The organism is Naumannella cuiyingiana, assembly GCF_013408305.1.
In the GTDB taxonomy this organism is placed as follows: Bacteria; Actinomycetota; Actinomycetes; order Propionibacteriales; family Propionibacteriaceae; genus Naumannella; species Naumannella cuiyingiana.
In genome coordinates this window covers 1,967,271-1,989,512 of record NZ_JACBZS010000001.1, presented here as the reverse complement: position 1 = coordinate 1,989,512, position 22,242 = coordinate 1,967,271, and the positions used below count along the sequence as shown (strand labels likewise).

The 22,242-nt window shown below is 70.8% G+C and carries 23 protein-coding genes; 9 read left to right on the top strand and 14 right to left on the bottom strand.

The window, feature by feature from the left end; translation table 11 throughout:
• Positions 1-92: 92 nt before the first annotated feature.
• Positions 93-1,211, bottom strand: a complete 1,119-nt coding sequence (locus GGQ54_RS09175; protein ID WP_179445111.1) for a GDSL-type esterase/lipase family protein — start codon at positions 1,209-1,211, stop codon at positions 93-95.
• A 310-nt stretch (positions 1,212-1,521) separates the two neighbouring features.
• On the opposite strand from GGQ54_RS09175, the gene GGQ54_RS09170 reads away from it, so the two are divergent.
• The 5 genes from GGQ54_RS09170 (at position 1,522) to GGQ54_RS09150 (ending at position 5,798) form a co-directional block, all read left to right on the top strand.
• Positions 1,522-2,328, top strand: a complete 807-nt coding sequence (locus GGQ54_RS09170) for a TerC family protein (RefSeq protein ID WP_179445110.1) — start codon at positions 1,522-1,524, stop codon at positions 2,326-2,328.
• A gap of 22 nt (positions 2,329-2,350) precedes the next feature.
• Positions 2,351-2,872: a YbhB/YbcL family Raf kinase inhibitor-like protein gene (locus GGQ54_RS09165; protein ID WP_179445109.1), complete on the top strand. Its 522-nt coding sequence runs from the start codon at positions 2,351-2,353 to the stop codon at positions 2,870-2,872.
• Positions 2,869-3,537 (top strand): thiaminase II, encoded by a 669-nt coding sequence (tenA, locus tag GGQ54_RS09160; protein ID WP_179445108.1) that lies wholly within the window; start codon positions 2,869-2,871, stop codon positions 3,535-3,537. Before GGQ54_RS09165 ends, tenA begins: the two co-directional genes overlap by 4 nt.
• A gap of 54 nt (positions 3,538-3,591) precedes the next feature.
• Positions 3,592-4,998, top strand: coding sequence for an LssY C-terminal domain-containing protein (locus tag GGQ54_RS09155; protein ID WP_246292591.1), 1,407 nt, complete (start codon positions 3,592-3,594; stop codon positions 4,996-4,998).
• A 107-nt stretch (positions 4,999-5,105) separates the two neighbouring features.
• Positions 5,106-5,798 carry an alpha/beta hydrolase gene (locus GGQ54_RS09150; RefSeq protein WP_179445107.1) on the top strand — a complete coding sequence of 231 codons (693 nt, stop codon included), beginning with the start codon at positions 5,106-5,108 and terminating at the stop codon, positions 5,796-5,798.
• Here GGQ54_RS09150 and GGQ54_RS09145 read toward each other — a convergent pair.
• The 10 genes from GGQ54_RS09145 to GGQ54_RS09100 all read right to left on the bottom strand — a co-directional run bounded on the left by GGQ54_RS09145 (position 5,795) and on the right by GGQ54_RS09100 (position 14,755).
• Positions 5,795-6,547, bottom strand: a complete 753-nt coding sequence (locus GGQ54_RS09145) for a triose-phosphate isomerase (protein WP_218843802.1) — start codon at positions 6,545-6,547, stop codon at positions 5,795-5,797. The two genes, GGQ54_RS09150 and GGQ54_RS09145, sit on opposite strands and share 4 nt — an antisense overlap.
• A 7-nt stretch (positions 6,548-6,554) precedes the next feature.
• On the bottom strand, positions 6,555-7,001 hold the full coding sequence (locus GGQ54_RS09140; RefSeq protein ID WP_179445106.1) for a ribose-5-phosphate isomerase: 447 nt from the start codon (positions 6,999-7,001) through the stop codon (positions 6,555-6,557).
• Positions 6,998-8,731, bottom strand: coding sequence for a dihydroxyacetone kinase family protein (locus tag GGQ54_RS09135; protein ID WP_179445105.1), 1,734 nt, complete (start codon positions 8,729-8,731; stop codon positions 6,998-7,000). The genes GGQ54_RS09140 and GGQ54_RS09135 overlap by 4 nt, the downstream gene beginning before the upstream one ends.
• Positions 8,728-10,251 carry a tripartite tricarboxylate transporter permease gene (locus tag GGQ54_RS09130; RefSeq protein WP_179445104.1) on the bottom strand — a complete coding sequence of 508 codons (1,524 nt, stop codon included), beginning with the start codon at positions 10,249-10,251 and terminating at the stop codon, positions 8,728-8,730. The genes GGQ54_RS09135 and GGQ54_RS09130 overlap by 4 nt, the downstream gene beginning before the upstream one ends.
• Position 10,252: 1 nt before the next feature.
• Complete coding sequence (locus GGQ54_RS09125) at positions 10,253-10,747, bottom strand: tripartite tricarboxylate transporter TctB family protein (RefSeq protein WP_179445103.1); 495 nt, start codon at positions 10,745-10,747, stop codon at positions 10,253-10,255.
• Positions 10,744-11,715, bottom strand: a complete 972-nt coding sequence (locus GGQ54_RS09120) for a tripartite tricarboxylate transporter substrate binding protein (protein ID WP_179445102.1) — start codon at positions 11,713-11,715, stop codon at positions 10,744-10,746. Before GGQ54_RS09120 ends, GGQ54_RS09125 begins: the two co-directional genes overlap by 4 nt.
• 34 nt (positions 11,716-11,749) lie before the next feature.
• Positions 11,750-12,754: a 4-hydroxythreonine-4-phosphate dehydrogenase PdxA gene (locus GGQ54_RS09115; protein ID WP_179445101.1), complete on the bottom strand. Its 1,005-nt coding sequence runs from the start codon at positions 12,752-12,754 to the stop codon at positions 11,750-11,752.
• A complete protein-coding gene (locus GGQ54_RS09110) occupies positions 12,751-13,719 on the bottom strand; it encodes a TIM barrel protein (RefSeq protein WP_218843801.1) in 969 nt (322 codons plus the stop codon). The genes GGQ54_RS09115 and GGQ54_RS09110 overlap by 4 nt, the downstream gene beginning before the upstream one ends.
• 59 nt (positions 13,720-13,778) lie before the next feature.
• Positions 13,779-14,447 carry a GntR family transcriptional regulator gene (locus GGQ54_RS09105; protein WP_179445100.1) on the bottom strand — a complete coding sequence of 223 codons (669 nt, stop codon included), beginning with the start codon at positions 14,445-14,447 and terminating at the stop codon, positions 13,779-13,781.
• A 74-nt stretch (positions 14,448-14,521) separates the two neighbouring features.
• Positions 14,522-14,755: an SHOCT domain-containing protein gene (locus GGQ54_RS09100; protein ID WP_218843800.1), complete on the bottom strand. Its 234-nt coding sequence runs from the start codon at positions 14,753-14,755 to the stop codon at positions 14,522-14,524.
• Positions 14,756-14,966: 211 nt separating this feature from the next.
• Here GGQ54_RS09100 and GGQ54_RS17625 point away from each other — a divergent pair, with 211 nt between their 5' ends.
• Both GGQ54_RS17625 and GGQ54_RS09090 read left to right on the top strand, forming a co-directional pair.
• Positions 14,967-16,226, top strand: a complete 1,260-nt coding sequence (locus GGQ54_RS17625; protein ID WP_179445098.1) for a histidine kinase — start codon at positions 14,967-14,969, stop codon at positions 16,224-16,226.
• Positions 16,223-16,876 (top strand): response regulator, encoded by a 654-nt coding sequence (locus tag GGQ54_RS09090; RefSeq protein ID WP_179445097.1) that lies wholly within the window; start codon positions 16,223-16,225, stop codon positions 16,874-16,876. Before GGQ54_RS17625 ends, GGQ54_RS09090 begins: the two co-directional genes overlap by 4 nt.
• Before the next feature lie 3 nt (positions 16,877-16,879).
• On the opposite strand, the gene lhgO is transcribed toward GGQ54_RS09090, so the two are convergent.
• Genes lhgO through GGQ54_RS09075 form a run of 3 tightly spaced genes read right to left on the bottom strand, consistent with a single transcriptional unit; the run spans position 16,880 to position 20,413 of the window.
• Positions 16,880-18,070 (bottom strand): L-2-hydroxyglutarate oxidase, encoded by a 1,191-nt coding sequence (gene lhgO, locus GGQ54_RS09085; protein WP_179445096.1) that lies wholly within the window; start codon positions 18,068-18,070, stop codon positions 16,880-16,882.
• A 23-nt stretch (positions 18,071-18,093) separates the two neighbouring features.
• Complete coding sequence (locus GGQ54_RS09080; protein WP_179445095.1) at positions 18,094-19,035, bottom strand: acetamidase/formamidase family protein; 942 nt, start codon at positions 19,033-19,035, stop codon at positions 18,094-18,096.
• The gene (locus GGQ54_RS09075) at positions 19,028-20,413 is read right to left on the bottom strand and encodes an APC family permease (protein WP_179445094.1); all 1,386 of its coding nucleotides are present in this window, start codon (positions 20,411-20,413) and stop codon (positions 19,028-19,030) included. The genes GGQ54_RS09080 and GGQ54_RS09075 overlap by 8 nt, the downstream gene beginning before the upstream one ends.
• 97 nt (positions 20,414-20,510) lie before the next feature.
• Here GGQ54_RS09075 and GGQ54_RS09070 point away from each other — a divergent pair, with 97 nt between their 5' ends.
• Complete coding sequence (locus GGQ54_RS09070) at positions 20,511-21,233, top strand: FadR/GntR family transcriptional regulator (protein WP_246293254.1); 723 nt, start codon at positions 20,511-20,513, stop codon at positions 21,231-21,233.
• Positions 21,234-21,266: 33 nt separating this feature from the next.
• Complete coding sequence (locus tag GGQ54_RS09065; RefSeq protein ID WP_179445092.1) at positions 21,267-22,184, top strand: hypothetical protein; 918 nt, start codon at positions 21,267-21,269, stop codon at positions 22,182-22,184.
• Positions 22,185-22,242 lie beyond the last annotated feature (58 nt).

Genomic DNA, 22,242 nt, shown 5'->3' with positions numbered 1-22,242 from the left:
ATCGAGTGGCACACCAGTCGCGCGCTGCCCCGGCTTCCTCGCCCGCCCGGCATTCCGTGCCCGAGTTGCGTGCGCCTCACCGAGCCCGGCCGCTAGGTCGCGTGCCGCTCCCGCTCCAGGTTCACCGGCACCGGATCGGGCCGCTTCGGCTCGCGCCCCTGCCGATACTGCGGGCCGCGGATCCCCGAGACCACCCAGGGGCCGAGGTGCCGCATCGTCCAGTGCAGATGATCACCGATCCGGGGCCGGGGATGCGCGGCCAGTCGCAGGTCCAGGTCCGTCGCCCAGTCCCGGTCGCTGCCCGGCAGCCCGACCAGCCAGGCGAGCGCCGCACCGACCAGCGTGTGGCCGAGGGTGTTGATGTGCAACCGGTCCTCGCCCCACAGGCGGGGATCCGATGCCATCGCGACATACTCGAAGTCGATCATGGAGACGTCGTGCAACAAGGCGGCCTCCCGGACGATCCGGTTCAGCGCCAGCAACCGCTCGCGGACCACGGTGGCGAGCGGGTTGGCACGGGCCAGGTCCGGATTGGTGAAGGTCAGCACGCGGATGCCGGCGGCCCGGGAGCGCGCGAACATGTCGTTCAGGTCGTCGGCGATGGCGCCGAAATCGGGTCGCAGGCCGATCACATCGTTGATCCCGCCCACGATCGTCATCACATCGGGGCGCAGCGCAAGTGCCGCGTCGAACTGCCGTGCCCGGATGTCGGCCAGCCGCAGCCCGCTGACGGCGAGATTGGCGTACTCCAGTCCGGGCGAACCGTTGCTCGCCAGGTGGGCGGCGAACCGGTCCGCCCAGCCGCGCCAACCGCCCGTGCCGTCGCCATCGACGAGACCCTCCGTGCTGGAGTCCCCGATCGCGACATAGCGGCGAAACCTCGGGGCATCGGGCCCCGGCAGTTCGACCGTCGGGTCGACCAGGAGCGCGATCTCGTTGCCGTCCGGATCGGCCACCCCCTCGCCGATCAGGTGGCCGCCGAGCCGCAGCACATGATCCGCGCCCCGCTCGACGGACGGTACGCGAAGAGCCAGGCGCGAGGAGGCTCCGGGGCCGGACTCGAAGGCCAGCCGCTGACCGCCGGGTGCCAGCACCATCGCGCGATCGGCAGCGGGCTCGGCGATCCGTCCGCCCAGCAGCCGCGCCCAGAAGAAGGCCAGCGGCAGCGGGCCCGGGCTGCGTACCACCACGTGGTCCAGCACACCCGACATGCGCTCATTCTGCCCGCCCGAGCCGCCGCCCGGCACGCGGGTCAGCGCCGGTCGATGCTCGCGATGCCGGGCACGACGGCCATCAGCGCGATGATCGCGACTCCGAGAATGCTGCCGGCGGTGATCAGTAGGTTCATCATGTGCCAACCGTGCCGCGCAGACCCCGGGCGGACCATCCGCTCGGGGTCTGCGGGCACCCCGACCACGGGCCCGCCGACCGCCGCCGGCAACCCGACCCCGGGCGCAGCGGCGTACCCGCGATATCCCCCTGTCGCTTGGGCCTGGACCCGATTTCGGGCAGGATTCGCCTGTGGAATTCACCCCCGACCTGATCGTCGTGTTCCTGACGCTGTTCGTCCTCGAACTCGTCCTCGGCATCGACAACGTCATCTTCATCTCGATCCTGGCCGGCCGACTTCCGGCCGAGCAGCGCACCCGCGCCCGGATCATCGGGCTCGCGCTGGCGATGGTGCTGCGGATCATCCTGCTGTTCTTCGCGGCCTGGATCGTCAGCCTGACCCAACCGCTGTTCTCGATCGGCACCTGGGAGGCGTTGCAGTTCAGCGGCCGAGACCTGATCCTGATAGCCGGCGGCGCATTCCTGATCTACAAGGCCGTCACCGAGATCCACCACAAGCTCGAGGGCCACGACGGCGAGCGCGATGCCGGCAAGGGCAAGACGTCGTCCTTCGGCGCCGTGCTGGTGCAGATCGTGCTGGTCGACATGGTCTTCTCCCTGGATTCGGTGATCACGGCCGTCGGCATGACCAACAACCTGCCGGTGATGATCGCCGCGGTCGTGTTGTCGATCGGCCTGATGATGATCTTCTCCGGCCCGATCAGCGCCTTCGTCAACAAGCACCCGACGGTGAAGATGCTGGCGCTCACCTTCCTCGTGCTGATCGGCGCCACCCTGCTCGCCGAGGGCTTCAACGTCCATGTCGAGAAGGCAATGATCTACGGCCCGATCGCCTTCGCCATCGCCGTGGAGGTGCTCAACCTGATCTACCGGTCCCGGCAGGAGAAGCGCCGCAACCAGCAGCCCGAGCCGGTCCGCCTGCACACGCAGTACGTCGAGGACACCGGCGTACCCGGAACCGACGTCAAGGAGCGCTGACCCGGTCGTTATCGTCGGGGTCATGAATCTCGAACGACCGACCGCACCGGATCCCTACGAGCTGCTGCCGCAGGTCCCCGCCTTCGAGGTGACCAGCTCGACCTTCGCCGACGGCGACACCCTCGCCGCCGAGCAGACCGCCGCGGGCGGCAGTGTTGCGCCGCAACTGGCCTGGTCCGGCGCGCCCGAGGGAACGGCGTCGTATGTGGTCAGTTGCTTCGACCCCGATGCCCCGACCCCGAGCGGGTTCTGGCACTGGACCGTGGTCGGCGTACCCGCAACCGTCACCGAACTGCCCGAGGGCGGGGCGCTGCCGGACGGGGCCTTCGCGGTACGCAATGACGCCGGCAGCGACAGTTTCGCCGGCGCCGCCCCGCCGCCCGGCGACCGGCCCCACCGCTACATCTTCGCGGTCAACGCGCTGGACACCGACGACCTCGGCGTCGATGCCTCGGCGTCGCCGGCGGTGGTGCACTTCAAGATGCTCGGACACGTCCTCGGCCGGGGTACGCTCACCGGGCGCTACGCCACCCCCGCGCAGTGAGCTCGGCCGAGCCGCTGAGCGCGCGGCTGTGGCGCGCGGGCGAACACGCCTACGCGCGGATCCTGCAGCATCCGTTCCTCATCGGGCTGGCCGACGGCAGCCTGCCCCGCGAACAGTTCGCCCACTACATCGTGCAGGATGCCCACTATCTGCGGGCCTACTCGCGCGCGCTGTCGACGCTGTCCGCCCGGGCTCCCACCGAGGATGCGGTGCGGATGTTCGCGCTGCACTCGGCCGAGGCGATCGACGTCGAGCGGGCCCTGCACGAGAGCCTGCTCGGTGACCTCGGGCTGACCCCCGCCGATCTCGACCGGATCGGCCCCGGCCCGACCACCACGGCGTACATGTCCTACCTACTCGCGACCACCGCGAGCGGATCGTTCGCCGAGGGCGTGGCCGCCGTCCTGCCGTGTTACTGGATCTATCGCGAGGTCGGCCGGGTGCTGGTCCGCGACGGCAGCCCCGACGAGCTGTATGCGCGCTGGATCGCGACCTACGGCGGGGACGAGTTCGACGCCGTCGTGGACCAGGCGCTCGCGCTCACCGACACCCTGCAGGTCAGCCCTGCAGAGTTCGCTGCCTGCGAGCGGCACTTCGCGATGGCCGCGCGCTATGAGTGGATGTTCTGGGACGCCGCGTGGCAACGCCTCCAGTGGCCGTTCTGAGCTGAGCCGGCTCGCGCGGTGGTCGGTCCGGGGCCGATCGGCCATGATGGGACGATGGTGATCGGAGAGCCGGCCCCGCAGCAGGCGCAGCGCCAGCCGCACCCGCCGCTGCCGAAGGCACCTCCGCACAAGGAACTGCCGGTCTACCAGCACCCGCCGACCAAGGTCACCTCCGACCAGGTACGCCCGCGCTACTTCTCCACGATGCTGGACATCGGCTTCTTCGTCCTCGCCGGCATCGCCTCGCTGTATCTGGCCTGGATCCTGGCGGCCGACGGGTTGAATGTCGACCGCCTGTGGTACTGGATCCCGTTCTGGGGCGTGCTCGCCTACCTCGCGCTGCCGCGGCTGCACCGGGTGCTGACCTGGATCTATGTGCCGGACTACTTCATCGGGCGGACCCGGACCAGCGACGGCCTGCTCGGCGACCCGGTCAATCTCGGCTTCCTCGGCCGTGAGAAACAGTTGCACCAGGTGATGGAGGACTCCGGCTGGACGCTGGCGCAGCCGATCACCGCGCGTACCGCATGGAAGATGATCGTCTCGTCGTTGTTCAAGCGGTCCTATCCGCAGGCCCCGGTCAGCCCGCTGTTCCTGTTCGGCCACCAGCAGGATTTCGCCTATCAGCAAGAGGTCGACGGGAATCCGCACAAGCGCCACCATGTGCGGTTCTGGAAGACACCGGAAGGCTGGCTGCTGCCCGGTGGGCATCGGGCCGACTGGTTGGCCGCCGGCACCTATGACCGGTCGGTCGGCCTCTCCCTGTTCACGTTGCAGGTCACCCACAAGATCGACGCGAACATCGACATCGAACGCAACTACATCGTGTCCACGATCGAGCACCATCATCCGGAGGTGCCGGTCGGCATCATCGAGGACTTCTCCACGGGCTATCACAGCCGCAACGGCGGCGGCGACGTGATCCAGACCGACGGCGACCTGCCGATCGTCGACGTGTCCGTCGTGCCGACCTCCGGATCGCAGCCGGTGCCGAAGAAGCCGCGGCGCCCGTCCTCGCTGATCCTCGGCTGCGTCCTGATCCTGCTGATGAGCATCTTCCCGACCGCCACGACGGTGCTCAACCTGCTGCGGCCGGACCTGTTCGCCGACGTCCCCGAACTGGGCGAATCGGAGGCCGGCGTCGCTCGCGCGGTGTCGATCGGCTTCGTCGTCCTGGTCGTGGCCCTGCTCACCGTGCTGGCGATTGCCACCGCGGCCGGGGTGGTGTGGACCCGCACGATCACGCTGTTGCTGCTCAGCGGGTTGATCATCGCGATCGCCTTCGCCGGGCCGGCGATGGGCTTCGGCCAGCCCGGCCGGTCGTTGAGCTTCGGTGACCTCAGCACGCTGTCGTTCGCGATCCTCGCGCTGCTGGCATTGTCGTCGACCTCGGTCCGCAATTTCGTCGAGGCCAAGCGACAGTTGCGTCGCGAGAACCGCAAGCGTCCCGCGCCGGAGTGACCGGCGGCCAGGACTGGGGATCCCCCCAGTGCGGGGCCGGGTTCGGCGCAGTAGCGTGATTGCGCGTCGCGGGTCCGCGGCGCCCGTTCGAGGGAAGGAACCCGACCATGGCGAAACCGACCGTGATCCTGGTACACGGCTTCTGGGGTGGCGCGGCCCACTGGGCCGGCGTGATCACCGAGCTGGACAAGCGTGGCTACGACTCGATCAAGGCGGTGGAGAATCCACTCACGTCGCTGGCCGACGACGCGGAGCGTACCCGCAAGATGATCAAGCAGGTGGACGGCCCGGTGCTGCTCGTCGGACACTCCTACGGCGGCGCAGTGATCACCGAGGCCGGCAATGAGGACAATGTCGTCGGGCTGGTCTATGTGGCGGCCTTCGCGCCGGATGCCGGCGAGAGCCCGGGCGCGATCAGCGAGCAGGCACCGCCGGAGGCCTTCCCCAATCTTGAGCCGGATTCCGACGGCTACCTGTGGGTGAAGGCCGACAAGTTCGGGGAGAGCTTTGCCCAGGACCTGCCCGCCGACCAGCAGCTCGTGATGGCCGTGACGCAGAAGGCGCCGTTGGCCTCGACCTTCGGCGACCCGATCACCGATCCGGCCTGGAAGTACAAGCCGAGCTGGTACCAGGTCTCGACCGCCGACCGCATGATCAACCCGGACAACGAACGCCGGATGGCCGAGCGGATGGGCCCGCGGAAGACGATCGAGCTGGACGCCAGCCACGCCTCCCTCGCCTCCCACCCGAGCGAGATCGCCGACCTGATCGACGAGGCGGTCGCCGACCTCGATCGCTAGGCCCGGCCGGCGATCTCGACAAGCCGTTCGAAGTCCTCGGCACGCGCCGCGCCTCGACCGACGAACAGTCCGTCGCAGCCGGGTACGCCGAGGAGTTCTGCGGCATTGTCGACGTCGACCGAGCCTCCGTAGAGCACGCCGGCGATCGCCTCGCCGACCGGCCACCGGCGTGCCACGGCATCGAACACGTCGACCAGCTCGCCCGGTTCCGGCCTCCGGCCCTCGGCACCGATGGCCCACACCGGCTCATAGGCGATCACCGCCTCGGCCGGTGTGGGCGCATCGGCGAGGGCCGCGGCGATCTGGTCGATGACGAAATCGGTCGACCGGCCCGCCGCGCGCACCTCGGCGGGCTCGCCCACGCAGATCACCGGGATCAGGCCGTGCCGCTGCGCACTCGTCACCTTCAACGCCACCGTGTGATCGGTCTCGCCGAACCATGCCCGGCGCTCGGCGTGGCCGATCTCGACCATCGACACGCCCGCCTCGACAAGCATGGGCATCGCGACCTCACCGGTCCACGGACCGGCATCGGCCCAGTGCCCGTTCTGGGCGCCGAGGCGTACCGCGGTACCGGTCCCCAGGGCGTCGCGAACCAGGTCGAGCATCGTGAAGCCCGGCATCACGAAGGGGACCACCCCGACCGGCGGCTCGACCGGGCCGACCCGGCGGGCCCAAGCCTCGGCCTCCGCGCGGGACTTGGTCATCTTCCACGAGGTGCCGACCCAGCGGCGCGTGGGTCCGGACACGGGCCGCTCAGTCCTCCAGCTTCTTGATCGCCTCGACCTTCGGCGCCGAACGCGACGTCGGGTCGAAGGTGTAGCCGAGCCACTCCTTGGCCAGACGCCGGGCCAGTTCGAGGCCGATCACGCGCTCGCCCATGGCGAGCACCTGCGCGTCATTGGACAGCACTGATCGCTCCACGGAGAAGGAGTCATGTGCGGTCGCTGCCCGGATGCCCTTGATCTTGTTCGCGGCGATGGCCATCCCCAGACCGGTTCCGCAGACCAGGATGGCGCGGTCGGCCTCGCCATCGCTGATCATGGTCGCGGCCTGCGCGGCGACGCCCGGGTAGTCCTCGGCCCGGCCATCCTGCGGCCCGAGCACGACGACCTCGTCCACCCGATCATCCGCGCGCAGGTCCTCGGCCAGCCGGTCGCGGTAGCGTACGCCGGCATCGTCGGCTCCGATGATGATCTTCACTGTTGCTCCTCGCTGTCGTCGCTGCTGGTCGGCTCGCCCGGCAGGTGCGGCGCCAGTGTCGCCACCACCAGGGCGAAGGAGACGGCGCCGGGGTCGGGGGTGCCGACCGAGCGTTCGCCGTGGGTACGCGATCGCCCGCGCCGGGCGACCAGATCGGAGGTGGCGGCTGCCGCGTCCCGGGCCGCGTCCGCGGCGGCGTTCCAGCGCCCGCGTGGCGTACCCGTGGCTGCGGCGAAGGCCTCGGCGAAGGGGACCACGGCGTCGAGCATGGTCTTGTCGCCGGGTCGCGCACCACCGATCCGCCCGAGCGCGTCGGCCGCGGCCGCGACCGCGGCGTCGAGCGCCCCGGGATCCGCGCCGGCCTCGTCGTCGAGCCGCGCCGCGGCGGCGCCGAGCATCGCGCCCCAGAGCGCGCCCGACGTCCCGCCGGCCTCCCTGGCCCAGCCGGCGGCAGCGAGCCGCGCCAGCGTTTGCGCGCCGGCCCCGGCGTCCGCGGCGTCCTCGGCGGCCGTGAGGGCGGCCCGGACGCCGCGCCGCATCCCGATGCCGTGGTCCCCGTCGCCCGCGACGGCGTCGAGCTCGCCCAGCCGGGATTCGGCGTCGGCGAGCGCGCGCTCGGCGTCGCGCAGCGCGTCCAGCAGCCGCGCGGCCAGGGCCCGCGACTCCTGCCCGCCGCGCTCGATGGCGGGGCGGGTCGGGACCGGACGGGCGGAGGGCCCGTGGTCGGGATGGGATTCGCCGGAACGGGTGAACGCGGCACTGGTGCAGGGGGCGAACCAACCGGCCTCGAGCTCGTCGTCCAGCCAGAGCACGGTGATCGAGAACCCGCTCATGTCGAGGGAGGTGCACTGCTCACCCACCACCAGGTCGCGCACGGTGAGGCCGGCCGCGGCCAGCGGCGAGCCGAGCGCGCGCGCCGCGACGAACAGTTCCTCGTGCGTCGTGGCACCGAGCCCGTTGACCATGATCACCACGCGGCCGTCGGCGTCGGCGGGCCGCTCGGCGGCGAGTCGGTCCCACATCAGCGCGACCAGCTCGTCGGCGCTCGGCGTGGGCAGCTCCTCCAACCCGGGTTCGCCGTGGATGCCGAGCCCGAGCGCGACCGTGCCGTCGGCAACGGTGAAGAGCGGTTCGGCGGCGCCCGGCAGGGTGCACCCGGAGAAGGCGGCACCGATCGTGAAGGTACGCGCATTCGCCGCGCGGGCGGCAGCGGCGACGCCATCGAGATCGGCACCGGCTGCCGCCGCCGCAGCGGCGATCTTGATCACGGCCAGGTCGCCCGCGATCCCGCGGCGGCGTGCCTCCTCCGCGGGTGGCGCCGAGGCGATGTCGTCGGTGACGGCGACGATCGCCGTGTCGCTGCCCTCCGCGCGCAGCAGCTCGCCGGCCAGGCCGAAGTTCAACACATCGCCGGCGTAGTTGCCGAAGCAGAGCAGGGCGCCGGCGCCGGAGTCGGCGGCACGGACCACGTCGGCGACCTCTTCGGCAGACGGTGAGGCGAAGATGTTGCCGCAGACCGCACCGTGGGCCAGGCCGGGGCCGACCCACCCGGCGAAGGCCGGATAGTGGCCGCTGCCGCCGCCGGTGATCACGGCGACCTGGCCGGGCGGCGTGGCACCACAGCGGACCACGCCGCCCGGCACCGGGCGCACCAGGTGCGGGTGCGCGTCGGCGAAGCCGGCAACGGCCTGCGCGGCGAAGTCCGCCGGATCGTTCAGCAGTTGACTCACGGTTGTCCCACCTTGTCGCGTTCGGGGTCCTCGGCCGGTGCCCGGGTGCCGCGCCGCGGCAGCAGGTGCCGCAGCGCCGGCAGCAGCGCGAGCAGTGCCGCGACGACGAGGACCCCCGTCGCGATCGGCGAGCCCAGCACGATCCCGAAGTTACCCTGCCCGAGCGCCGAGGTCTGCACCATCGCGCGCTCCAGCAACGGCCCGAGCACCAGGCCCAGCACGAGCGGCGCGATGGGCAGGTCGAGCTCCTTCATCACCAGGCCGATCAGGCCGAAGACCAGCACGATCCAGACGCTGAAGATGTTGTTGCTGATCGAGTAGGCGCCGACGAGCGAGGTGATCAGGATGATGGGATACAGGTAGCGGTAGGGAATCCGCAGCATCTGGGCGAAGACCGGCGCGAGCGGCAGGTTCAGCACCAACAGGACCAGGTTGCCGATGAAGAACGACACCAGCAGGCCCCAAACCAGATCGGGCTGCTGCTCGAAGAGCAGCGGTCCCGGCTGCAGACCGTAGATGGTGAAGGCGCCCAACAGCACCGCGGTCGTGGCGCCGCCGGGGATGCCGAGCGCCAGCGTCGGGATGAAGTTCGCATTCGCGGCGGCATTGTTCGCCGACTCGGGGGCCGCGACGCCCTGGATCGCCCCCTTGCCGAACTGCCGGCGATTCGGGTTGATCTTGGACTCCAACCCGTAGGCCATGAAGGAGGCGAGAGTGGATCCGGCGCCGGGCAGCGTACCGAGCGCGAAGCCGATTCCCGTTCCGCGCGCGATGGCCGGGCCCGAGGAGAGCAGGTCCTTGCGGGAGATCATCATGTCGCGGAAGCGCGCGCGGATCGGTTCGGCCGCGCCGATCCGCAGTTGCCGGAGCACCTCGCCGACGGCGAAGAGGCCGATCATCACCTCCACGAACGGGATGCCGCCGAGCAGATCGACCGAGCCGAAGGTGAAGCGGGCGGTACTGAATCCGGAGGCGACGCCCACCGTGGAGATCAGCACGCCGAGGATCGCCATCGCCGCGCCGCGCAGGAACGCTCCGCCCTGGAAGGTCACGACGATCACCAGACCGAGCAGCATGATCGCGAGATTCTCAACGGGCCCGAAGTTCAGCGCGGCCTTGGCCAGCGCCGGCGCGACGGTGAGCAGGGCGAGCAGCGAGACGATGGCGGCGAAGAAGCTGCCGATCGCGGCGATCGCCAGTGCCGGGCCGGCGCGGCCCTGGCGGGCCATCTGGTACCCGTCGATCGTCGTCACCACACTGGATGCCTCGCCCGGGGTGGAGATCAACACCGAGGTGATCGTGCCGCCGTACTGGGCACCGTAGTAGATGCCGGCGAGCATGATCAGTGCGGTCACCGGGTCGAGCGCGAAGGTGAGCGGCAACAACACGGCGACGCCGGTCGAGGAGCCGAGTCCCGGCAGCAGGCCGATCACGGTGCCCAACAAGACACCGATCACGCACCAGAGCAGATTCTGCGGCGTCAGTGCCGTCGACAGGCCCAACATCAGATTGTCGAGCATCTCAGCTCCCCCACAAGATTCCGGTCGGGAACGGCACCCCGAGGAACTTCTCGAAGACCGCCCAGACGGCGGCCATCACCACGACGGCGACCAGCGCTGCCTGCCACCAGCGACGCCGCTCGACGAGCAGCAGCACCGCGAAGATGAACAGCGTGAAGGCGATCATGAAACCGATGAAGTAGCCGACGATCACCGTGCCGAAGAGCAGTCCGACGACCGCGGCGAGCTGGCGGTTGCGTCGGGCTTGGCTGCGCCCTTCGGAGTCGATGTCGGGTACGCCGTCGCCGGCCGCGGCGCCGGCGCGGCTCGTGACGACGAAGTCGGCGACGGCGAGCACGGCCACCAGGGCGCCGGCGAGCGCTGGCAGCAGGCCGGGACCCACGCGCCCCTCGTCGTCGGTCAGGCCGTAACCGAGCCCGGCGATCACTGCGTACCCGCCGATGATCACCAGCAGTGCGGTCACCGCGCCGCGGGCGCGGTGCTGGATCGCGTTCATCGGGCCAACACCTCGCTCAGCGTGGCGTTGGAATCGTCGAGGAAGGCGCGGAAGTCGTCGCCATAGGAGACATTCGGCTGCATCAGGTTCTCGTCGATGTAGGCCCGGTAGCCCGGGGTCTGTTCGTACTTGCGTGCCGCGTCGATCCAGTAGGTGCGGGCCTCCTCGGAGATGCCGCCCGGCGCGATCACGCTGCGGAACTGGGCGAATGCCACGTCGATGCCCTGCTCCTTCGCGGTCGGCACGTCCTTCAGCCGGTCGTCGGTGTAGCGCTCCTCCGAGGTCGCGCAGAGCGCCTTCAGGTCACCGGACTCGAGTTGTCCGATCACCTCGCTGGGGCTGAGATTGGCGATCTGGATCTGGCCGCCGAGCAGCGCCGCGATCAGCTCGCCGCCGGACTCGAACGGCACCCGGTCGAACGTGACACCCTGGTCCTGTTCGATCAGCCGGAAGATCACCTCGTCGTGGCTGGTCGCGCCCGAGACACCGGCGAACATGTCCCGCTGGCGTACCGCATCGATCACGTCCGGACAGGTCTGGTACGGCGCATCGGCGGGGACGACGAGAAGGGTGTAGTCATCGCCGAGCTTCATGATCGGTGTGAACTTGGTGTAGTCGAACTGCACGTCCTGGGTCAGCGGCAGCGCCAGCAGCGCGGTCTCCGCGGGTAGCAGGACGTTGCCGTTGCCGCGCTTGCCGAGGAAATAGGAGTATCCGACCGCGCCGGAGCCGCCCTCGCGATTCTCGACGGTGATCGTCGAGCCGGTGATCTCCTCCAGTCCGGAGGCGATCGCGCGGCCGGACGCGTCGCTGCCGCCGCCCGCGCCGAAGGGGACGAGCATGGTCACCGGTCCACCGGGTATGAAGCGGCCGGTGGCGCCGCCGGCGCTGCCGCTGCAGGCGGCCAGCGCGATGGTCGTCAGCGCTGCCGCGGCCGCGACCGCCAGACGTCGTGCGATGGTGGACATCGTTGTCTCCCTGAGGCTTCTGCGGAGGTGTGGGTCAGGTGCGGGCGGCGGCGCGGGGGCGGCTGGCAACCGCGCGGGCGACCTCGAGGGCCCGCAGGTAGGCGCCGGGGTTCGCCTCGCCGCGACCAACGATGTTGAACGCCGTGCCGTGCGCGGGGGTGCAGACCGGGACGCTGAGCCCGCCGGCCATGGTCACACCGCGGTCGAAGCCGGTCAGCTTCATCGCGATCTGGCCCTGATCGTGATACATGGTCAGGACCCCGTCGAACTCGCGGTGCTGCAGGGCCCGGATGAAGATGGTGTCGCTCGGGATGGGCCCTTCGACGCGGATTCCGGCCTCTCGCAGCGCGGCGACGGCGGGCGCGATCAGGTCGCCCTCCTCGCTGCCGTAGTTGCCGTTGTCGCCGGCGTGCGGGTTCAGGGCGCACACGCCGATCCGCGGGTCCGCGGTGCCGTCCGCGACCAGGACGTCACGCAGCAGCGTGGCCCGCTCGATGATCAACTGCTCGGTGATCGCGGCGGCCACCTTCGAGAGCGGGATGTGCGAGGTGACCCGGGCGGTGGTCAGCTCGGGCAGGATGTTCAGCTCGGTCGCGCGCGTGCCGTCGTCGAGAACGGTCTCGAACCAGTCCATCTCGTCGCGGCCGGGCATCTCGGCCAGGTGCAGCGAGGTCTTGTTCAGCGGCGCGAAGACCACGGCATCCGCGAGACCCTCCCGGACGAGCTCGAAGGCACGACGGAAGTTGGCGAGCACCCACTCGCCACCCTCCCGGCTCGCCTGCGCCCGGGGAAACCCCTGCTCGGGACGGGACGCGCCGTTGTCGATGAGCAGTGGGACCCCGGGCTGCGGTGAACGCGACCACGGGAACTCGACCCCGGCGTCGGCCTGGGCCTGGGCAAGCTCGGCCTCGTCGGAGACCAGCAGATGGTCGGCGGCGCCCCGGACCCGCTCGTCGGCGAGCGCCTTGGCGACCAGTTCGGGGCCGACGCCGGCGGGGTCGCCGAGGATCAGCGCGATGCGCGGCTTGGTGGTGGTCATGCGTCCTCCCGGGTCGTGGGCAACGTGGCGATCAGGGATGCCAGGTATTCGCGATTGGCGGCCGCGACGCCGAGGCTGTCGCCGCCGTAGTGTTCGCAGGCGATCGGCCCTCGGTAGCCGGCCGCGTCGGCCATCGCGATCACGTCGCGGTAGTTGATCAGGCCGTCGCGCAGGGTGCTGGGCATCGAGGTGGCCCACGAGCCGTCACCGGCCTCGTCGCGCTGGTAGTTCTTGGCGTGCCAGTAGACGGCGTGCGGCAGGGTACGCCGGTAGGCCTCCCGCCAGTCCTCCACCGGCCGGTGCAGCCGGATCAGGTTGCCGACATCGGGATTCAGGCCGATCCCGTCGTGGTCCAGATCCTCGATCAGGCGTACCGCGTCCTCGGCGGTGCCGAGCAGGGTGTCCTCGTACAGCTCGAGCGCGAGTTTCATCCCCAGCTCGACGCAGTGATCGGCCAGCTCGCGCAGCCGCCGCACGGCGAGCGCCCGGGTCTGCGGGTCGGTCGGGTCCACCGGTCCCGGAGCGGTCCAGAACCACAGGGCGCGCTGCTGCGCGGGGGTCAGCGGGCGGTGCAGGCCGGTGGAGTAGATCGGCACCCCGAGCGCGGCCGCCGCGTCGATCGCGCGGTGGTGGTAGGCGAGATTGTCGGCCGAGCTCTCGGGATCGATGACGCTGCGACGCTGGATGTGCACCGCGCAGGCGTCGAGATGAGCCTCCTTGACCGCTTGGCCGAGCGCCGTGACCGCAGCGGGGTCGAGGTCGCCGATCGGCAACCAGATGTCGCCGAGTTCGAGGTGGTCGAAGCCGAGACCGCGGACCTTGGCCAGCTCGGCGAGCCAGAAGTCGGGGCCCGCATCGGCGACCGGGCGGCCGTGCCCGTCGACGGTCGCGAGCCCGAGCGAGCAGGCGGCCAGTGGCCACGGTGGCGTCTTCGGCATCGCGTTGGTCCCTTCGTCGGAATACACCGAGCATATTTCCTATAGGATCTGTGATTGTCAAGAGGCCGTGATCCCGATCCGCCGACTCAGTCGCTCTCCCGCCGCGCCCGCCGGCGTACCCCTTCCATGTGTGCACGCATCGCGTCGGCGGCGCCATCGCCACCGGCCTCGAATGCCGCCAGGATCGCGGCGTGCTCGGCAAGCGCCTCGGCGAGGTCGTAGTGCTCGGTGATGATCGTCTGCCGCATCCGGTGTACGTGGGCACCCAGATCGTCGGCCATCTGGGAGAGGAACCGGTTGGCCGCATGATCGAGAATCACCCGGTGGAATGCCCAATCGGCCTCGAAGATCTTGCGATGACCGGAATGATCATCCGCGACCGGTTCGGCGAGCAGCGCCGCGTGCTGCTCGTGGACCTCGCGCAGGGCTGGGGCGAGATCGACGGCTCCGCGCGCGGCCCGCTCAGCCGCGGCCACCTCCAGCAGCTCGCGCATCTCCAGCAGTTCGTCCATCTGGGCGCGGGTCAGTTGCTCCGCGACGCGATAGCCCTTCAGCGCGACGCGCTCGACGAGCCCCGTCCGCTCCAGCAGCACGAGGGCCTCGCGGACCGGTGTCTGCGAGACGTCGAGGTCTCGCGCCAGGCCGTCGATGCTCAGTCGCATACCGGGCGCCAACCGGGTCTCCAGCAGCATCGTCAGCAGACGCTCGTGCACCGCATCGCGCAATCCGCGCCGCTCGATCCCCGGCTCAGCCATGCCCGGAACGATAGCGAGCCGACCGGGCTGACGCCGGGTCCATGATCGAAACACCGACCCGGCGCCGTGCTCGGTCAGCGATTCGCGCCGCCCCGGCGACGGCCGTCGTCGGCGCCAGGATTCCAGTTGAGCACGCTGGCGCGCTCCAGGAACTCGTCGGACGAGATGTCGCCGCGGGCGAACCGCTCGGCGAGGATGGTGCGGGCATCGGCCTCCGGGCGGGCGGCCCAGGGCGGCGCCCCGAGCTTGCCGTTGCGGGCCAGGAAGAAGATCACCAGCGCGGCGGCGATCAGCAGCAGACAGAACATGAGTCCTCCAACGATGGGAAAGATGGGCGGGCCGGGAAAGTGACCCAGGCCGTCGAAACCGTGCGGTGTGTGTCGCATGCCAGAAGCGTCGCGCGGCGCGGGCGAGGAATCGTCAGCCCGGCGACGACACCTGCGCTACGTCCGGTGACGTAGCCGCGGCTACGCCCCTGCTCCGACGCGCGGCCCGGCGTGGCGAAATAGGCTCGGCGACGTGCAGAGCGACCCAGCGGCCATGCCCGCCCCGGCCGGCCCGCGCGAGAACCGGGCCGTCCTCGTCGATGTCGCGCTCGCGCTGGTCATCGGCTGGATCCTCGGCGCCGCCGCCCAGGTCGCCCACTGGTCCGGACAGCTCGCGCCCGGGCGGCGCCACGGGCCGGGTCCCACAGGCAACGAGGCTGGCCACGACTGGCCGCGCTGGGCCGAGGGCATGGGTCAACCGCCGCCCGGGGTGCCCTGGCCCGCGTTGATCGCTGCGGTGGTGATCCTGCTGGCCGTGGCGCTGCGCCGGGCGTACCCGCGTGCCGCGTTCGCCGGTGCGCTGGTCGGCGCGATCGGCTATGTCGCCGCCGGCGCCCCGTTCCCGGTGACCTTGATCCCGCTGGCGCTGTGCGGGTACGCCGTCGCGGGGCGCGAGCCGTTGCTGCGTTGGCTGCCGATCGGGGTGCTGGTGCTGCCGCTGGCGGTCGCCGGCTGGTGGCAGGAGGCGGCGGTCGGGCTCACCGAGCCCGGTCCGTACGGGGTGTTGTTGATCACCGCCGCCGTGCTCGCCAGCGCGACGATGCTGGCGCTGCTCCGGCGAGCGCGACGCGATGCGCACGACCGCGAGCGCCGCGAGGAGCTTCGCCAGGCGGCCCTCGGCGAGCGGCTGCGAGTCGCCCGCGAGGTGCACGACATCGTCGGGCACAGCCTGTCGGTGATCTCGCTGCAGGCGGGCGTCGCGCTGCGAGTGCTGGAGCGCCGGCCCGACGAGGCGGCCGCGGCGCTGCGCGCCATCCGCGGATCCAGCACCAGCGCGCTGACCGAGCTCCGGCAGACGATCGCCGCCTTCCGCGACGACCCCGGCCGTGGGCCGACCGCGCCGCCGCCCGGCCTGGACCGGGTGGACGAGCTGGCCGCCGCGCTGCGGGCCGCCGGCCGCGAGGTGACCGTCGAGCGGTGGCCGGACCCACTCGGTCCGCTGCCTGCCAGCATCGAACTGGCCGCCTTCCGGATCGTGCAGGAGTCGCTGACCAATGTGGTCCGGCACACCGACCGGGCCGGGGCGGCGGTGCTGCTGCGGCGTACCGGCGACGAACTGCTTGTCGAGGTGGCCGATGACGGGCCGCCGTTGGCCGCCGAACCGACGCCGGGCGGCGGCCTGCACGGGATGCGCGAGCGCGCCGAGGGCGCCGGCGGGACGTTCGCGGCGCGCCGCGGCGAGCGCGGCGGCTGGGTGGTCTCCGCGCGGCTGCCGATCGGGGAGGCCCCATGATCCAGATCGTGGTGGTCGATGATCAGCCGCTGATCCGGATGGGCCTGCGGGTACTGATCGACAGCGAGGACGACCTGGCACTCGCCGGCGAGGCCGGGGACGGCCGCGCGGCACTGGAAGTCGTCCGCCGGGTACGCCCGGATGTGATCTTGATGGACATCCGGATGCCCGGGATGGACGGTCTCGCCGCGCTCCGCGAGATCACGGCCGACCCCGCGCTGGCCACCACCCGGGTGATCATCCTGACCACCTTCGAGCTGGACGAGTACGTCTTCGCCGCCCTGCAGGCCGGGGCCGCGGGATTCTGCATCAAGGACGACGATCCCGAGGAACTGCTGCGCGCGGTACGCACGGTCGCCGCGGGCGAGTCGCTGCTCTCGCCGTCGGTGACCCGCCGGGTGATCGCCACCTTCGCGGGCCGGCCGAGCGCGCCGGTCGCGCGGAGTCCTCAGCTCGCCGAACTGACCGATCGCGAGCGGGAGGTGCTCGGACTGATCGGCGAGGGCTGCAACAACGACGAGATCGCCGAACGGCTCGTGATCAGCAAGGCGACGGCCCGCACGCATGTCAGCCGGGCCATGATCAAGCTCGGCGCGCGCGACCGGGCCCAGATGGTGATCATTGCCTACCAGGCGGGGCTGGTCGGCTAGAGCTCACGCCCGCCCGGCGACCAGTCCAGCGAGGTGCCGGCCGATCTGCACGCTCGCGGTGGCCGCGGGCGAGGGGGCATTGACGACGTGGGTGATCCGGGGGCGGGAGATGATCACGAAGTCATCGCTCGGCGTACCGTCGCGCAGCACGAGCTGTGCCCGGACCCCGGCCGGGCTGCGAACGAGGTCCCCCGGCGCGACCTCGGGCAGCATTCGGCGTACCCCGGCCAGGAACGCGGGCGGGACCAGCGAGCGGGTGGTCTCGGCGATGCCGTAGCGCAGGTGCCGGCGGGCGAGCCGCCAGAACCCGGGGAAGCGCAACGTGTCGGCGAGCTCGCGCGGCGCCAGATCACGCCGGCGATAGCCCTCGCGGGCCAGGGCGAGCACGGCGTTCGGACCGACGTGGACGTGTCCGTCGAAGCCGCGAGTCAGGTGGATGCCGAGGAACGGCAGGTCCGGATCGGGCACCGGATAGACGAGGCCGTTGACGAGTTCTGGCCGGCGCAGCGTCCAGTACTCGCCCCGGAACGGCACGATCCGCAGCCGGCGGCGCTCGTCGTCGGGCAGCAGGCGGTCGCTGTACAGGCCGGAGCAGTTGATCACGTGATCGACGGCGATCTCGCCGCGGGTGGTCTGCAGCATCACGCCGCGGTCGGTCTCCAGCAGGCCGGTGACGGTTTCACCGAGGCGCAGGGTCGCGCCGCGAGCGGTCAGTTCGGCGGCGAAGGCGCGGGCCAGGCCGGCGAAGTCGGCGACGCCGGTGGAGTCGACCAGCAGTGCACCGACGCAGACCAGGTGGGGTTCTCGCTCCCGGGCCTCGCCCGGGGTGATCTCGCGGACGGGTACGCCGTTGGCTCGCCCGCGTTCGGCCAATGCGCGCATCCTGGGCAGCTCGTCCGGGCGGGTGGCGACGACGAGCTTGCCGGTACGCCGGGCGGTCACCCCGAGCTCGGCGCAGAGCTCGGGCAGTGTCTGCGCGGCCTCGGTCGCGAAGCGGGCCTTCAGACTGCCGGGCCGGTAGTACAGGCCGCTGTGGATGACCCCGGAGTTGTGGCCGGTCTGGTGCCGGGCCCAGCCGTCCTCCTTCTCCACGAGCACCACGCGATGGCCGCGGTCGGCGAGGGCCCGGGCGGTGCTCAGGCCGACGATGCCGCCGCCGATGATGCCGATCCTCGACGATTCCGGTTGCGCCACGGGGGCAAGAATAGGGCCCGGAATCAGCGGGGCAGGTGCCGCTTCGCGATGCGGGCCAGGGTGACGGCGCCGACCGCGCGCAACGGGTGCAGCGGATCCGGGTCGGCGGACCCGGTCGGACCCCCGAGCTCGGTGTGGGCGAGCGCGCTCATGATCACGTAGGCGTCGTTCCGGTCGAGCCCGTGCTCGGTGGTCAGCACGTCGAACAGCGACTCATAGGCCATCGTGATCGAGTCCTGGACCGGATCGCCCAGGCCAACGCAGACGATCTCGTCGCCGGTGTCCACCCGGGCCGCGCGGAGCGGAGCAAGACCGGCCCCGTCCTTGATCAGGTCGATCGTCACGCTCGCCCGGCCGGCGGCCTCGATGGCGATGAAGGACGACTCGCCCCTGCTCATCACCGCGTGCAGGTCGCCGATCGACAGCAGCGCGCCCGGCACCTGCACCGGCAGGTAGACCGTCGAGCCCGGGCGGGCGTCGGTGAGGTCCATGTTGCCCCCGGACGGGTAGCTCGGCATCACCGTCGACATCTCGCCATCGGCCGGCGCCACGCCGATGCAGCCGATCATCGGCGCGAACTCACAGGCCACCGCGTCGGTCAGTTGGACCCGGCCGTCGACGAGCGGCACCCGGCGTACCATCCACTCCTCGCCCATCGGGCCGGCCAGGGCGCCCACCCCCGGGATGTAGATCGACCAGCCGTATTCACCGAAGGTGATCTCCTCGATCTTCACGGCCAGCACGTCGCCGGGCTCGGCACCGGTCACGAACACGGGGCCGGTCACCGGATTCAGCGGCGCGTCGACCGCGGCGAGGTCGCGACGCTCCTCCATCTGGGCATATGCCGCATCATCGGTCTCGAAGGTGACGGTCTCGCCGGTCCCGGGCGCCACGGTCAGCACCGGTTCGCGGTCGGCGCGGAAGCCGGGGTAGGAACGGTCGCGGGTGATCAACAGGTCAGGCACTGGAGTCCTCCGTGGTTGCGGCGTGCTCGGGCAGGATCGAGGTTCCGTTGCGACGGTAGTAGAACATCACGACGACGCCGATCGCGAGCCAGACCAGGCCGCCGATCTTGGCCATCGGATCGGCGTTGATCAACACGAACCCGATGATGCAGAAGCCGACGATCGGCACCAACCAGTGCAACACGACGTTGCGCGAGTGCTTCCGCACGCCGTAGTAGGCGATCACCGAGACGTGCAGCAGCAAGAAGGCGGTCAGCGCGCCGAAGTTGACCAGCGCGGAGATCAGGTCGATCTGGCCGACGAAGAACAACCCGGCCACCAGGGTGATCCCGGCGATCAGGAAAATCGCTCGTTGGGGCACCTTGGTACGCGGGTTCACCTTGGCCAGGCCGGAGGGGAGCTGGCCGTCGCGGGCCATCGAGAACAGCAGTCGCGAGGTCGCGCTCTGGGCGGCGATGCAGTTGGCGATGCCGACCGCGAGCGCGTTCATGGCCAGGAAGGCGATCTCCCAGCCGGGGCTGGAGATGGACCCGACGATGCCGAAGAACGCGTTGTTGGTCTCGTCCTCGCTGAACTGGGTACGCCCGGGCACCAGGAGCGCCGCCAGCCAGGTCTGGGTGACGAAGAAGGTCGCGACGAGGATCAGGCCGCTGATCATGGCGATGCCGGCGGAGCGGCGCCCGCCCTTGGCCTCCTCGGAGAGGGTGGCGATCCCGTCGAAGCCGAGGAAACTGAGGACGGCGATGGACAGTGCGGCGGCGGCGAGCGCCGGGCTGAACTCGGCCGGGTTGAACAGCGGGGTGGTGGTGAAGCTGGCCCCGTTGACGCCGCGAGAGATGGCGGCGACGGCCATCACGACGAAGATCACCACGAAGATCAGTTCGGCGGCGAGGAAGATCCGGTTCACCACGGCGGTGAACGAGATGCCGAGATAGTTGATCACGGTGTTGATGCCCAGGAAGACGACGATCCACAGCGGCTTGGGCACTGCCGGGAAGATGCCCGACATCGACTCGGCGGCGAAGACGTAGAGCAGGGTCGGCACCAGCAGGTAGTCGAGCAGGATCGTCCAGCCGGCCAGGAATCCCAGCCGTGGGTCGAGGCCGCGACCGACATAGGAGTAGACGGAGCCGGCGATCGGGAAGGCCCGAGACATCTGGGCGTACGAGATCGCGGTGAAGATCATCGCCGCCAGGCCGATCAGATAGACCAGCGGGACCATGCCCCTGGACTCGTTGAAGACGACACCGAAGATGGCCCACGGCGCGATCGGCACCATGAAGACGAGGCCGTAGACGATCAGGTCCGTGGTCGACAGCGTGCGGTTCAGTTCCTGTCGATAGCCGAACTCGGCCAGTTCGGAGCCGTTCCTGCTCATCCCGCCTCCATCGCAAATGGTCTGCCAGGTAGTCCTATTCCGCGTAAAGGTAGGCCATCTGGGCCATTTTGAGAAGGGAGACTAGAGTCACCGCGTGATGGAGCTCGGGAAGCCGGCCGTGTCGGGCGAGATCGCGCGCCGGTTGATCACGGCGATCAGCGTGGGCGCCTACTCGCCGGGCGAGCGGTTGCCGGCCGAGCGGGAGTTCGCCCAGCGGCTGGGGATCGCCCGGGACACCCTGCGCCAGGCGTTGCACGAGGTGGCGGCGCTCGGGCTGGTCGAGGTACGCCGGGGGCGCGCTGGCGGCACCTATGTGACGATGCTCGACTGGGCCACGATCGCACCCGAGGTCGCCAAGCACACCCTGGAGAACGAGTTGCCGGCGATGCGGCAACTGTTCGACTTCCGTTGCCTGATCGAGGGCACCATCGCCCGGGCCGCGGCGCAGCGGCGCACGGCCCGCGACCTGACCAAGATCAATCGGCTGTTGGCGGAGTTCCGCGCGTCGGATTCGATGATCACCGCGCGCACCCTGGACCGCCGACTGCACGGCGCGATCGCCGCCGCGGCGCGCAATGAGCACCTGACCGACCTGAGCGCCCGACTGACGGCGCGCGTGACCCTGGGGTTCGGCGCGGAACCCTACGAGCAGGGGTTCTTCGACCGGGCGCTGGGCGATCACGTGCGGCTGGTGGAACTGATCAGCGCCGGCGACGCCGATGCTGCCGATCGCTGCGCGACCGAGCACTTCCGGATCACGCTGGAGACCATGCAGGCCGCGTTGCGCCGGGCGGTTCGCGCGTCGAGCACCGGCTCGTGAGGTGGCCGTCGCCGGCCGTGGGAGTCTGGGCGGGTGGCGTACCGGTATCAGAACCTGACGTCGGCGATCGCCGACCGGTCCTCGCCCCTGCGCCAGTATCTGGACGCGGAGTTCCCGCATGTGGCGCCGGTGCAACGGGCGTACCGGGAATCCTCGGGTCCGCTGCTGGTGGACGGTACGCCGGGCGTCGACCCCGCAACGCTCGGCGCGGCGTTCGACCTGCGGCTGCGCTTCGTGCTGGCGCCCGAGCAGGTGCCGGTCCAGGCGATGCAGGCCTTCCAGCGCAGCGCCGCGGCCATCGAGGTGATCGGCGAGGTGGCCGACGCGGCCGCTGCCGCCGCGCGCTCGGGCGATGAGGAGCTGCTGAGCCGCGCGACCTGGGCGCTGGCGCTGTGCGTGGAGGTCTACCGTTCGGGGCTGCGGCGCGGGTCGGTGCTGGAGCGGGTGATCGCGGGCGGCCGGTTCACCCCGGAGGTCCTGCTGGGGCTGGCGCCGCCGGGAGCGCTGCGGCAGCAGGCGAGGCTGGGCGAGATCGCCGCACGGGAGCTGCTGCCCCGGCTGTCCGGGCGGGTGACGGTTGGCCCGACGTTCGACGGGTCGGCGTACTGCCCCGCCGATGCCGACCTGATCAGCGGCGACCTGCTGCTCGAGATCAAGACGCGGCTCGGCGTACCGGACCGCAGGAGCGGGCAGCGCCACGACCGGCTGAGCGCGGCGGACCTGTACCAACTGCTGGGCTACGCGCTGTTCGATCACTCCGATGCCTACGCGATCCGGCGGCTCGGGCTCTACTCCGCGCGCTACGGGCACCTGGCCGAGTGGGGGCTCGGCGCGCTGGCGAACGAGTTGGCCGGGCGACCGGTGGACCTCGCCGCCGAGCGGGCCCGGGTCTGGGAAATGCTGGGGTCCCCGCAGGGCGGCGCATCGGAGCCTCGCGGCCGTGGCGCCTGATGTTCCACTCGGGAGGGCCCGTTCCGCGGCCGACGGCGCAATCGCGCGGCGGCGGACC

Bases quoted from the DNA above. Each gene is read 5' to 3' on its own strand.
- GGQ54_RS09150 (WP_179445107.1), top strand. From the start codon at position 5,106: ATGGCGAAACCGACCGTGATCCTGGTACACGGCTTCTGGGGTGGCGCG.
- GGQ54_RS09090 (WP_179445097.1), top strand. From the start codon at position 16,223: ATGATCCAGATCGTGGTGGTCGATGATCAGCCGCTGATCCGGATGGGC.
- GGQ54_RS09155 (WP_246292591.1), top strand. From the start codon at position 3,592: ATGGTGATCGGAGAGCCGGCCCCGCAGCAGGCGCAGCGCCAGCCGCAC.
- GGQ54_RS09115 (WP_179445101.1), bottom strand. From the start codon at position 12,754: ATGACCACCACCAAGCCGCGCATCGCGCTGATCCTCGGCGACCCCGCC.
- GGQ54_RS09100 (WP_218843800.1), bottom strand. From the start codon at position 14,755: ATGTTCTGTCTGCTGCTGATCGCCGCCGCGCTGGTGATCTTCTTCCTG.
- GGQ54_RS09070 (WP_246293254.1), top strand. From the start codon at position 20,511: ATGGAGCTCGGGAAGCCGGCCGTGTCGGGCGAGATCGCGCGCCGGTTG.
- GGQ54_RS09125 (WP_179445103.1), bottom strand. From the start codon at position 10,747: ATGAACGCGATCCAGCACCGCGCCCGCGGCGCGGTGACCGCACTGCTG.
- GGQ54_RS09075 (WP_179445094.1), bottom strand. From the start codon at position 20,413: ATGAGCAGGAACGGCTCCGAACTGGCCGAGTTCGGCTATCGACAGGAA.
- GGQ54_RS09105 (WP_179445100.1), bottom strand. From the start codon at position 14,447: ATGGCTGAGCCGGGGATCGAGCGGCGCGGATTGCGCGATGCGGTGCAC.
- GGQ54_RS09175 (WP_179445111.1), bottom strand. From the start codon at position 1,211: ATGTCGGGTGTGCTGGACCACGTGGTGGTACGCAGCCCGGGCCCGCTG.
- GGQ54_RS09165 (WP_179445109.1), top strand. From the start codon at position 2,351: ATGAATCTCGAACGACCGACCGCACCGGATCCCTACGAGCTGCTGCCG.
- GGQ54_RS09120 (WP_179445102.1), bottom strand. From the start codon at position 11,715: ATGTCCACCATCGCACGACGTCTGGCGGTCGCGGCCGCGGCAGCGCTG.
- GGQ54_RS09130 (WP_179445104.1), bottom strand. From the start codon at position 10,251: ATGCTCGACAATCTGATGTTGGGCCTGTCGACGGCACTGACGCCGCAG.